Source organism: Pseudomonas sp. JDS08PS003, from assembly GCF_045013505.1.
In the GTDB taxonomy this organism is placed as follows: Bacteria; Pseudomonadota; Gammaproteobacteria; order Pseudomonadales; family Pseudomonadaceae; genus Aquipseudomonas; species Aquipseudomonas protegens_B.
This window is the reverse complement of record NZ_CP120724.1, coordinates 6,143,737-6,155,000: the sequence shown is the minus strand read 5'-3', so window position 1 is coordinate 6,155,000 and position 11,264 is coordinate 6,143,737. Positions and strand designations below refer to the sequence as shown.

Sequence of the window (11,264 nt, the reverse complement as noted above, 5' to 3'; positions counted from 1 at the left end):
GCGAAAGCGAGTCTTAATAGGGCGTCTAGTCGCTGGGAATAGACCCGAAACCGGGCGATCTATCCATGGGCAGGTTGAAGGTTAGGTAACACTGACTGGAGGACCGAACCGACTACCGTTGAAAAGTTAGCGGATGACCTGTGGATCGGAGTGAAAGGCTAATCAAGCTCGGAGATAGCTGGTTCTCCTCGAAAGCTATTTAGGTAGCGCCTCATGTATCACTGTAGGGGGTAGAGCACTGTTTCGGCTAGGGGGTCATCCCGACTTACCAAACCGATGCAAACTCCGAATACCTACAAGTGCCGAGCATGGGAGACACACGGCGGGTGCTAACGTCCGTCGTGAAAAGGGAAACAACCCAGACCGTCAGCTAAGGTCCCAAAGTTATGGTTAAGTGGGAAACGATGTGGGAAGGCTTAGACAGCTAGGAGGTTGGCTTAGAAGCAGCCACCCTTTAAAGAAAGCGTAATAGCTCACTAGTCGAGTCGGCCTGCGCGGAAGATGTAACGGGGCTCAAACCATACACCGAAGCTACGGGTATCACGTAAGTGATGCGGTAGAGGAGCGTTCTGTAAGCCTGTGAAGGTGAGTTGAGAAGCTTGCTGGAGGTATCAGAAGTGCGAATGCTGACATGAGTAACGACAATGGGTGTGAAAAACACCCACGCCGAAAGACCAAGGTTTCCTGCGCAACGTTAATCGACGCAGGGTTAGTCGGTCCCTAAGGCGAGGCTGAAAAGCGTAGTCGATGGAAAACAGGTTAATATTCCTGTACTTCTAGTTATTGCGATGGAGGGACGGAGAAGGCTAGGCCAGCTTGGCGTTGGTTGTCCAAGTTTAAGGTGGTAGGCTGGAATCTTAGGTAAATCCGGGATTCTAAGGCCGAGAGCTGATGACGAGTTACCTTTTAGGTGACGAAGTGGTTGATGCCATGCTTCCAAGAAAAGCTTCTAAGCTTCAGATAACTAGGAACCGTACCCCAAACCGACACAGGTGGTTGGGTAGAGAATACCAAGGCGCTTGAGAGAACTCGGGTGAAGGAACTAGGCAAAATGGCACCGTAACTTCGGGAGAAGGTGCGCCGGTGAGGGTGAAGGACTTGCTCCGTAAGCTCATGCCGGTCGAAGATACCAGGCCGCTGCGACTGTTTATTAAAAACACAGCACTCTGCAAACACGAAAGTGGACGTATAGGGTGTGACGCCTGCCCGGTGCCGGAAGGTTAATTGATGGGGTTAGCTAACGCGAAGCTCTTGATCGAAGCCCCGGTAAACGGCGGCCGTAACTATAACGGTCCTAAGGTAGCGAAATTCCTTGTCGGGTAAGTTCCGACCTGCACGAATGGCGTAACGATGGCGGCGCTGTCTCCACCCGAGACTCAGTGAAATTGAAATCGCTGTGAAGATGCAGTGTATCCGCGGCTAGACGGAAAGACCCCGTGAACCTTTACTATAGCTTTGCACTGGACTTTGAATTTGCTTGTGTAGGATAGGTGGGAGGCTTTGAAGCGTGAACGCCAGTTTGCGTGGAGCCATCCTTGAAATACCACCCTGGCAACTTTGAGGTTCTAACTCAGGTCCGTTATCCGGATCGAGGACAGTGTATGGTGGGTAGTTTGACTGGGGCGGTCTCCTCCTAAAGAGTAACGGAGGAGTACGAAGGTGCGCTCAGACCGGTCGGAAATCGGTCGTAGAGTATAAAGGCAAAAGCGCGCTTGACTGCGAGACAGACACGTCGAGCAGGTACGAAAGTAGGTCTTAGTGATCCGGTGGTTCTGTATGGAAGGGCCATCGCTCAACGGATAAAAGGTACTCCGGGGATAACAGGCTGATACCGCCCAAGAGTTCATATCGACGGCGGTGTTTGGCACCTCGATGTCGGCTCATCACATCCTGGGGCTGAAGCCGGTCCCAAGGGTATGGCTGTTCGCCATTTAAAGTGGTACGCGAGCTGGGTTTAGAACGTCGTGAGACAGTTCGGTCCCTATCTGCCGTGGACGTTTGAGATTTGAGAGGGGCTGCTCCTAGTACGAGAGGACCGGAGTGGACGAACCTCTGGTGTTCCGGTTGTCACGCCAGTGGCATTGCCGGGTAGCTATGTTCGGAAAAGATAACCGCTGAAAGCATCTAAGCGGGAAACTTGCCTCAAGATGAGATCTCACTGGAACCTTGAGTTCCCTAAAGGGCCGTCGAAGACTACGACGTTGATAGGTTGGGTGTGTAAGCGCTGTGAGGCGTTGAGCTAACCAATACTAATTGCCCGTGAGGCTTGACCATATAACACCCAAGCAATTTGCTTAAGAAGCGAGTTGCGGTGTGTGAAGACGAAACAAACCGAAAGTTTGCACCGCTCACAAAGCACACAAATCTATTACATACCCATTTGCTGGCACGTTGCATAAGCGACGGTCTGGCTACCGAATTTCTTGACGACCATAGAGCGTTGGAACCACCTGATCCCATCCCGAACTCAGAAGTGAAACGATGCATCGCCGATGGTAGTGTGGGGTTTCCCCATGTGAGAGTAGGTCATCGTCAAGATTAAATTCCGAAACCCCAATTGCGAAAGCAATTGGGGTTTTGTTTTTGCGCTGAGAAAAAATCGTTCTTATTCGCAAACAAATTTGCACAGTTATTTTCAAATTGGAACACTAGAATAGCCGCTACTCTTTTCACTTCCAGAGCCCTCTATGTCAGATCCGGTTGACGCCTCCGGGTTGTCAGAACTACCACTGGACGACCTGGTTGCCTGCCATGAGTGCGACTTGCTGATGCGCAAGCCAAAGCTCGCCCACGGTGAGAAAGCCCAATGCCCGCGCTGTGGCTATGAGCTGTATGCCCATCGACACAATGTCGTTGAGCGCAGTCTGGCTCTGGTAATTGCCGCCTTGTTGCTCTACGTGCCGGCGAACTTTCTTCCCATCATGCAACTCAATCTATTGGGACAGTCTTCCGAAGATACCGTCTGGAGCGGCGTGCAAGGCCTGTTCGATACCGGCATGGAAGGTGTAGCGCTGGTGGTGTTCCTCTGCAGCATGGGCATTCCATTGCTCAAGCTGATTTGCCAGCTGCTGGTCCTGTTGAGCATTCGCTGGGACATCGGCCGCAGTTACGGCCTGCTGCTCTATCGCATTTATCATCATCTGCGCGATTGGGGCATGCTCGAGGTCTATCTGATGGGTGTGCTGGTGGCCATCGTCAAGCTGGCGGATATGGCGTCCATTACCGTGGGCCTTGGCCTTGTGTGTTTTATCAGTTTGTTGTTGGTGCAGGTCTGGCTGGAAGTGGTGATGTCGCCGCACCAGATCTGGCAGGCGTTATCTGGAGAAGATGTGCATGCGGGCGATTGATGCAGGCATTCTGATTTGTACCGAATGCCATGAATTGAACCGGCAGGAGGCCGACAGCGACGAGCAGACCTGTACTCGTTGCGGAGCTTTGGTACACCCACGGCGTCCCAATAGCATCCTGCGCACCTGGGCCTTGTTGCTTACCGCCGCCATTCTCTACATTCCCGCCAATGTCCTGCCGATCATGACCGTCAGCTCACTGGGGCAGGGCGATCCCAGCACCATCATGTCCGGAGTCATCCAGCTGGTGCAGCACGGTATGTTCCCCATCGCCGCCGTGGTGTTTGTCGCCAGTATTCTGGTGCCCACCTTCAAGCTGGTGGGCATTGCCCTGTTGCTGTTCTCGGTGCAGCGTCACCAGCCACTGTCAGCGCGGCAACGGATCATCATGTACCGCTTTATCGAGTTCATCGGTCGTTGGTCGATGCTGGATATTTTCGTCATCGCCATTCTGGTGGCGGTGGTCAACTTTGGCCGGCTGGCCAGTATCGAGGCCAATCTCGGTGCGGTCGCCTTTGCCAGCGTGGTGATCCTGACCATGTTGGCCGCAGTAACTTTCGATCCCCGACTGATCTGGGATAACACGGAGTCGGACGACGACCATGAGTGATTTGCCTACTGCCAAAACCCGCCCGGCCTCCAACTGGTCGGCTATCTGGGTGCTGCCCCTGATTGCCCTGATCATTGGCGGCTGGCTGGGCTGGCGTGCCTACAGCCAGACCGGCATCGAGATCCAGTTGCGCTTTGAAAGCGGTGAAGGGATACAGGCCAACAAGACCGAAGTGGTCTACAAAGGCATGCCCGTGGGAAAGGTCAAGACTCTGGCTCTGGACGATGAGGGCAACTCCAAGGGAGTGATCGCCACGGTCGAAATGAACAAGGATGTCGAGCAGTACCTGAAGACCAACACCCGCTTCTGGCTGGTCAAGCCCAGTGTCAGCCTGGCCGGGATCACCGGTCTGGAAACCTTGGTCTCAGGCAATTACATTGCGGTCAATCCCGGAGAAGGAGAACCCACGCGCAAGTTCAAGGCCCTGGCCGAAGAGCCGCCGTTATCGGATGCCAAGCCCGGCCTGCACCTGACCATCAAGGCCGAGCGCCTGGGTTCGTTGAACCGCGGCAGCCCGGTCTTCTACAAACAGATCCAGGTCGGACAGATCAAGAGCTTCCTGCTTTCCGAAGACCAGAACACAGTGGAGCTCAAGGTCTACATCGAACCGACCTACGCCAATCTGGTGCGCAAACACACGCGTTTCTGGAACGCCAGCGGCATCAGCATCGACGCCAATCTGTCCGGGGTAAAAGTGCGCAGTGAGTCCCTGTCCAGCATAGTGGCCGGCGGTATCGCGTTCGCCACTCCGGAAAATCGCAGGGACAGTCCGCCTACCGACCCGAGCCTGCCGTTCCGCCTTTACGAAGATTTCGATGCCGCCCAGGCCGGTATCCGGGTCAAGGTCAAGCTCACCGATTTCGAAGGCCTGCAGGCTGGGCGCACACCCGTGATGTACAAAGGCATCCAGGTCGGCAGCCTGAAAGCCCTGAAGGTCGACTCCGATCTCACCAGCGCCACCGCCGAACTGACCCTCGATCCACTGGCCGAGGACTATCTGGTCCAGGGCACTCAGTTCTGGACCGTCAAACCCTCGATCTCCCTGGCGGGTATCACGGGGCTCGAGGCCCTGGTGAAAGGTAACTACATCGCCATCCGCCCCGGTGACAAGGGCGCCGCCCCCCAGCGGGAATTTGAAGCTCGGGCCAAGGCGCCTCCCCTGGACCTGCGAGCACCTGGCCTGCATATGGTGCTGTTTACCGACAATCTCGGCTCTCTGGATGTGGGCAGTCCGATTCTCTACAAGCAGGTCAAGGTCGGTTCGGTACAGAGCTACCAGTTCTCCCACACCCGTAAGCAAGTGGTGATCGGTGTTCATATCGAGAAAGAGTACGAGGGGCTGGTCAACGGCTCGACGCGCTTCTGGAACGTCAGTGGCATCACCCTCACGGGCGGCCTCACCGGCGGCATCCAGATCAAGAGTGAGTCGTTGCAAAGCCTGATGGCCGGTGGCATTTCCTTCGAGACACCACAACCCAACGTCCCGCTGAAAAAACGCATCCCGCGCTTCCGTCTGTTCGCTAACCAGGAAGAAGCCGCACAGCGGGGGATCCTGGTGAATATCAAGGTCGATCGTGCCGATGGCTTGCGTGCCGGTACTCCAGTGCGCTTCAAGGGCCTGGATGTAGGCAAGCTGGAAGCGGTGACTCTCAGCGCCGACATGCAGTCAGTGATGCTCAAGGCGCGGATCACCGAAGTGCCCGAGCGTATTGCCCGAGTCGGCAGCCAGTTCTGGGTGGTCAAGCCGGAGCTGGGCCTGATGAAAACCTCGAACCTGGAAACCCTGGTCACCGGGCAATACCTCGAGGTCCAGCCCGCAGCGAAGAACCTGGGCGTGCAAACCAGCTTTGTCGCCTTGCCGCAGCCGCCGGAAGCCAGCGTCCAGGAAGCGGGTCTGAGTCTGGTATTGAGCGCTGCTCGCCGCGGCTCGTTGAAGGTGGGTGTACCCGTGACTTATCGCGAAGTGACAGTGGGCAAGGTTACGGGCTACGAACTGGGACAGACCGCCGATCGGGTACTGATCCATATCCTCATCGAGCCCAAGTATGCGCCGCTGATTCGCGGTGGTACGCGCTTCTGGAACAGCAGTGGATTTGGCGTGGACTTTGGTCTGTTCAAGGGCGCCACAGTGCGCACCGAATCCTTGGAAACTCTGATCCAGGGCGGCATTGCATTCGCTACCCCGGATGGCGAGCGCATGGGCAACCCGGCCCGCCCGCAACAGACGTTCCCGCTGTTCGACAAGTTCGAGGATGAATGGCTGACCTGGGCCCCCAAGATCCCCCTGGGCAAATAACCCTCTTGTAGGAGCCGGCTCGCCGGCGAAAAGGTCTTCAAGCGCAGAGGACGCCTTCGCTGGCAAGCCAGCTCCTACAAAAGCTATCCAATAAAAAGGCCGCACTCGAAAGAGTGCGGCCTTCTTCGTTACAGCGTTAGCAAATCAGACTTCGTCCAGTTCCGCTTCTGCCTCGGCTTCGGGTTCCACGTTCAGAGTCGCTTTGACCTGATCATGACGACGGATGAACTTCCAGTCCGCCTCGTCGATGTAGATACCGTTCGGTCCGCTGCCGCCTTCCAGGTCGATGGCTACCTGGGCCGACACCTGCGGCTTCACACTGGCCAGGATCGGTACGAAGCCCAGCTGCAGGCTGGTTTCCAGCAGCGCCGCCTGGTTGCGTTCGTCGATGTCCGCGGCCTCGTCGAGGTAGTAGGGCAGGCGAATGCGCCCGGCCTGGTCGCGGTCCATCAAGTGCAGCAACAGGTACATGTTGGTCAGCGCCTTGATGGTCATGGTGGTGCCGTTGGACGCCGCGCCATCGATGTCGGTGTGGATCACCGGCTGGCCATTGACCTTGGTGATCTCGAACGCCAGTTCGAACAAGTCCTTCAGGCCCAGCTGGTTGTGGTTGGCTGCTACCAACCGCGCCAGGTACTCCTTGGCCTCTTCGTTCTTGTTGTCCTGCTCGGCGCTCTGACTCAGGTCGAACACCGACAGGGTCTCGCCTTCTTCGTACTGCCCGGCGCTGTGGATGATCTGATCGATGTGCTTGAGGGCTTCCTTGTTCGGCGCCAGGACGATGCGGAAGCTCTGCAGGTTGGACACCTGGCGCTTGTTGATCTCGCGGTTGAACAGCGCCAGCTGGTGTTCCAGGCTGTCGTAGTCGCTGCGGATATTGCGCAGGGTCCGGGCGATATCAGTCACCGCCGCGCGGCGTGCCTTGCCCAGGGTCAGGGCTTCGTCGGTGCGGTGCGCATAGGCGTTGATCAGCAACTGCAGTCGGCGTTCAACGTCATCCTCGCTGTCGAACTTGGCCACGCCCTTGAGGCGCACCTGGGCATACAGCGCCTCGATCTGTCCGTCGACCCGTTGCAGACCCTGCCAGCTGTCCTGGTAGTCGTTGAGCAGTGGCAGCAGGTTGTCCATGGAGTCGTCCACCGGGTCCATGAACGGCGTGCCGAACGGCAGGTCCGCCGGCAGCAACTGACGGCGGCGCAGGGCGTCGTCGAGGGTGCGCTGCTTGGCTTCCATGTCGGCAATCTGCCGGCCCACCAGTTGCAGCTTGGCCGACAGTTGCTGGACGCGTTCGGTGAAGGCGTCACTGGAGCGCTTGAGTTCGTCCTGAGCGGCTTCCATCTGTGCCAGCTGCTCCAGCTTCTCGCCTTCCTCGGCGCTCAGGGTCTGGGCACGGCGGAAGTCTTCCAGGGCCTTCTGCGCATCCAGTACCTGCTGGTACAGGGCTTCGGTCTGGGTCTTGCTCGCGGCGCGGTCGGCAGCCACGGCAGCCTGGGTCTTGAGCTGCTTGAGTTCTTTTTCCAGGCGCTCCTTCTGGTCCCGCAGGGCGGCACGGTCAGCCAGGGCCTGCAAGGCTGGCGGCTCGATGTGGGAGATGTCGATGGACAGCCCCGGCACTTCGAAACGCTCGCCCTTGAAGCCATCGAGGATCAGCTCCACGGACTTCACCCACTCGCCGTTGTCGTCCAGGGCAATGCCGTGCTCGCCTAGGGGCAGGCTGAACAGCGCGCTGTTGAACAGACGCATCAGGCGTTCCACGTCCTGTTGGGAGAACTCCTCGCGCAGACGGGCGTAGCTGTTGTTGTCGGCGTGATCGAGCTGTTGCTTGACCGACTTCAGGCGTTTTTCCAGGTCCCGTAGGCGCTCTTCCAGGTCTTCGGCGGAGAACTGCCGGGACTGGGCCAGGGCGCCGGCCAGTTCATCGTGGGCATCCTTGGCCGCCAGCAGTTGCTGTTCCAGGACCTTGACGTCATCCACCAGGGCGAAGCGGTGCTTGAGCACCGACAGCTCGCCGAGCCAGCGCTGGGTGCCGGTGATTTCCCGTTCCAGGCGCATCATTTCCTGGGTGCTGCTGCGTTGGTCGTTTTGCAGCGCGTCCTGCTCGTTGCGGTAGTGCTCGGCCTGGATGGTCAGCTCTTCCTTGCGGGCGCCGGCGTAGTCCGACCAAGTGCCCAGCAGCGAATCCAGCAGTGGCGACAGGCGATGCAGTTTGCCCCGCAGAATGTCCCGCTGCTTCACGCCGTTGGCCAGGGCTTCTACCAGAGGGCCCGCGGCCACCAGGGAGTTGTAGTCTTGCTCCATGCGTCGCACATCGCGGAAGGCTTCGTCGCAGGCGGCGATGTAGTCGACGCTACCGGAGCGCAAGCTGTGCTCGAAGGCATCGAGGAACAGCTGCTTGAGCTTGGCCGCTGTGATCTCGCGCATGTGCAGCAGGTTGATGAACAGCGCACGGAAGGTCTTCAGGCTCTGTTCACTGGTGGAGCGCAGCGGGATCAGGGTCAGGTCCAGGGGGATCGACGTATGGCCGCCCACCAGTAGACGGCGCAGTTCATCCGGCTTGAGTTCATAGGCCTTCAGGCCCTGGCGCTCCAGGTTGGTGAACAGCTCTTTCTGCCGCAGGCAGGTGTCGTCCTTCTGGTAATGCGCCAGGTCCAGCTGTCCGGCGTAGGCGAAGAACTGGTGGCCGAAACCGCCGCCCGGACCGCGCCCGACCACGCCAATCACATGAGGGCCGTGGGGCAGCGAGACTTCCACCAGGATGTAACTGGTGTCCGAGGCGAAGTAGAAGCGCCGGGATTGCTCCAGGCTGTACTTGCCGAAGCTCATGTCCGACATGCGCGCCAGAATCGGGAATTGCAGGGCGTTGATCGACGCCGACTTGCCCAGGTTGTTGGCCCCGTAGACCGACAGCGGCTCTTCCAGGGGGAACAGGCCAAGGCTGTAGCCGGCGGTGTTCAGTAGGGCAAAACGGCGGATGCCGTAGCGTTCCTTGCTCATGCGTCGAGCTCCTGTTCTTCGGCGATGGCCCGGGCCAGCGCGTCTTCTTCACTTTCTTCGGACTCGTCGAATTCGCTCAGGTCCAGCGGGTCATCGGTCTGCAGCAGTTTCTCGTCGCTGTCGTTGTCCACCAGCACCGGGGTCGGCAACGGCAGCACGCTGTGCAGGCTGGCGGCCAGGTCACGGTCCTGCTGCACCGACAGGCAGACATCGAGGAAGCGGTGCATCGGTGGCAGGAAGCGGTAGATCCCCGGCTCCTCGGCGGCAAAACCCAGCTGGGTCATGCGGCGCATGATTTTCTCTTCCAGCTCTTCCTGGGTCTGTACTTCGGCCTGGATAAACAGGTCGCGGTACTTTTCCAGCAGCGAGGGCAGTTCGTCACGGCCCAGGCTGCCACCATCGAGCACGGCGATCGGGTCGCGACCCTGGTCGGCCAGGTGCTCCACCAGGATGAAGGTGAACAGCGCCAGGCGCTGGGCGGTCTTGTTCACCTGGGCGGCGGCGTTGTCGGGGACAAAGTAGTAGAAGCCGCGGGTATCGCACACCAGCTCGAAGCCCAGGGCCTTGAACAGGGTGCGGTACTGGTCCTGGAAGTTCGACAGTTGGGCGTACAGCTCCGGGTCGCGGCGGCTGACGTGATAACCCTTGAACAGCTCGCGAAAGATCGGCGCCAGCTGGGACAGTTCGGAAAGATCAAGATGCATTGGCGTTGCTCGCAGAATGCTCGGCGGCGTCATCGCGGGCCGAGAGCAGGGCGAAGGAGCGCAGGCTGACCTGGTGCTCCTGGGTGTGGTAATCGCGACGTTCGAGGCGCTCGCGCTTGAAGCGTTTTTCCCGGGACAGGCGGGAGAACCAGTACAGCAATTCGTCGGTGGCGCCATCCGGCTCCTGGTCCAGCAGCCAGCTCATCAGGTCCGGCATCGGCAGAGCGTCTTCGCAGCGCTCGAGCATTTCCCGGACCGTGCGCGGCGCCTTGGGGGCCACGCCCTTGTGGGTCTTGTGGGCCTTGGGGAAACGCGCCGGCTTGGGTTCGAAGCGGGCCAGGGCGTAGACATAGGCTTCCACCTGGCCGGAGCTGCCGAGAAAGGTGCTTTGCGGACGGGTGAACATCGGCATGGCGGCCTGAGGCACCGCGTCGATGCCCTTGCGCCGGATCGCCGACAGGGCCAGCGCTGCACCGCGGGTCACGGCGTTGTGGCGGCGGGCTTCCTCACGCAGCGGCAGCAGCAGTTCCCGGGCGTGGCGCAGGGTCAGCTGGGCGCTGGTCTGCATTTCCAGGATGCGCGCGTGGGTGCGCAACAGCATGTCGTCGTCCACCAGGTGGCCCAGGCGCTGTTGCTCGGTGAGCATGCGCAGCAGGACGTTCTCCACCTTGCGCACGCCCTGTTCGAAGGCGCCGTCGGCGTTCACCAGCTGGATCATCGGCTCGACGTATTCGTCCCAGGTGGCCAGCACCTCGGCGTAACGCTGGCGCAGGGGGATCTGCCGGTCGCTGGTCTTGGCCCGTTCGGCCACGGCCACCAGGGCCTGTTCGTCGTTGGCGAGCTTCTTCAGGACATCGCGCACGCGCATGTCCAGCAGCCGCAACTGACGAGCCAGGTCGTTGCCGTCGCGCACGTCGAAGGCGTCCTGGATGTAACCGGCCAGGCGCTCCAGGTGGCGCAGGTAGGCTTCGATCTCCAGGCACAGGCCCAGGCGGTGTTCACGGCGCAGGTAGGCGAGGAAGTCGTGGATCTGCGCATTGAGCTCGAAACGGTTCGGGCTTTTCGCCACCGGGACCAGGATGTCCAGGCGTATCCATACGTCCAGCAGGTGGGTGATGTCCTGGGGCGTGCTGTCCAGTTGTTGGGCAGACAGCTGTGAACGCAGTTCGGCAAGACTCAGGGTGCCTTGGTCGAAGTGCTCGCACAGCGGCTCCAGAAGTGCCCAGTGTTCGGCGAGGGCGCGCAAGACGCGCTTGGGTTCGATCATCGGAATGGCCGGCTGGTTGGCAATGAAAAGCGGCGATTGTACTGCA

Annotated in this window: 6 protein-coding genes and 2 rRNA genes (1 of these 8 running past the window's edge); 5 read left to right on the top strand and 3 right to left on the bottom strand. The window is 59.3% G+C overall.

Going from position 1 to position 11,264, the window contains the following annotated elements; genetic code table 11:
- The 5 genes from P7C00_RS27420 to P7C00_RS27400 all read left to right on the top strand — a co-directional run.
- A 23S ribosomal RNA gene (locus P7C00_RS27420) occupies positions 1–2,274 on the top strand; it begins 618 nt to the left of the window's first position.
- A gap of 148 nt (positions 2,275–2,422) precedes the next feature.
- Positions 2,423–2,538: ribosomal RNA gene (gene rrf / locus P7C00_RS27415) — 5S ribosomal RNA — on the top strand.
- Positions 2,539–2,687: 149 nt separating this feature from the next.
- On the top strand, positions 2,688–3,347 hold the full coding sequence (locus P7C00_RS27410; RefSeq protein ID WP_123724883.1) for a paraquat-inducible protein A: 660 nt from the start codon (positions 2,688–2,690) through the stop codon (positions 3,345–3,347).
- Positions 3,334–3,957, top strand: coding sequence for a paraquat-inducible protein A (locus tag P7C00_RS27405; RefSeq protein ID WP_346633744.1), 624 nt, complete (start codon positions 3,334–3,336; stop codon positions 3,955–3,957). The genes P7C00_RS27410 and P7C00_RS27405 overlap by 14 nt, the downstream gene beginning before the upstream one ends.
- Positions 3,950–6,253 (top strand): MlaD family protein, encoded by a 2,304-nt coding sequence (locus tag P7C00_RS27400; protein WP_346633745.1) that lies wholly within the window; start codon positions 3,950–3,952, stop codon positions 6,251–6,253. The genes P7C00_RS27405 and P7C00_RS27400 overlap by 8 nt, the downstream gene beginning before the upstream one ends.
- Before the next feature lie 144 nt (positions 6,254–6,397).
- Here the strand turns inward: P7C00_RS27400 and mksF are convergent, their stop codons facing one another.
- Genes mksF through mksB form a run of 3 tightly spaced genes read right to left on the bottom strand, consistent with a single transcriptional unit; the run spans position 6,398 to position 11,218 of the window.
- Positions 6,398–9,247, bottom strand: coding sequence for an Mks condensin complex protein MksF (mksF, locus tag P7C00_RS27395; protein WP_346633746.1), 2,850 nt, complete (start codon positions 9,245–9,247; stop codon positions 6,398–6,400).
- Positions 9,244–9,951: an Mks condensin complex protein MksE gene (gene mksE, locus P7C00_RS27390; RefSeq protein WP_015637041.1), complete on the bottom strand. Its 708-nt coding sequence runs from the start codon at positions 9,949–9,951 to the stop codon at positions 9,244–9,246. Before mksE ends, mksF begins: the two co-directional genes overlap by 4 nt.
- Positions 9,941–11,218 (bottom strand): Mks condensin complex protein MksB, encoded by a 1,278-nt coding sequence (mksB, locus tag P7C00_RS27385; protein ID WP_041120711.1) that lies wholly within the window; start codon positions 11,216–11,218, stop codon positions 9,941–9,943. Before mksB ends, mksE begins: the two co-directional genes overlap by 11 nt.
- Positions 11,219–11,264 lie beyond the last annotated feature (46 nt).

Excerpts from the sequence above, each read along its gene's own strand:
- mksE (WP_015637041.1), bottom strand. The coding sequence starts at position 9,951 with ATGCATCTTGATCTTTCCGAACTGTCCCAGCTGGCGCCGATCTTTCGC.
- mksB (WP_041120711.1), bottom strand. The coding sequence starts at position 11,218 with ATGATCGAACCCAAGCGCGTCTTGCGCGCCCTCGCCGAACACTGGGCA.
- P7C00_RS27410 (WP_123724883.1), top strand. The coding sequence starts at position 2,688 with ATGTCAGATCCGGTTGACGCCTCCGGGTTGTCAGAACTACCACTGGAC.
- mksF (WP_346633746.1), bottom strand. The coding sequence starts at position 9,247 with ATGAGCAAGGAACGCTACGGCATCCGCCGTTTTGCCCTACTGAACACC.
- P7C00_RS27405 (WP_346633744.1), top strand. The coding sequence starts at position 3,334 with ATGCGGGCGATTGATGCAGGCATTCTGATTTGTACCGAATGCCATGAA.
- P7C00_RS27400 (WP_346633745.1), top strand. The coding sequence starts at position 3,950 with ATGAGTGATTTGCCTACTGCCAAAACCCGCCCGGCCTCCAACTGGTCG.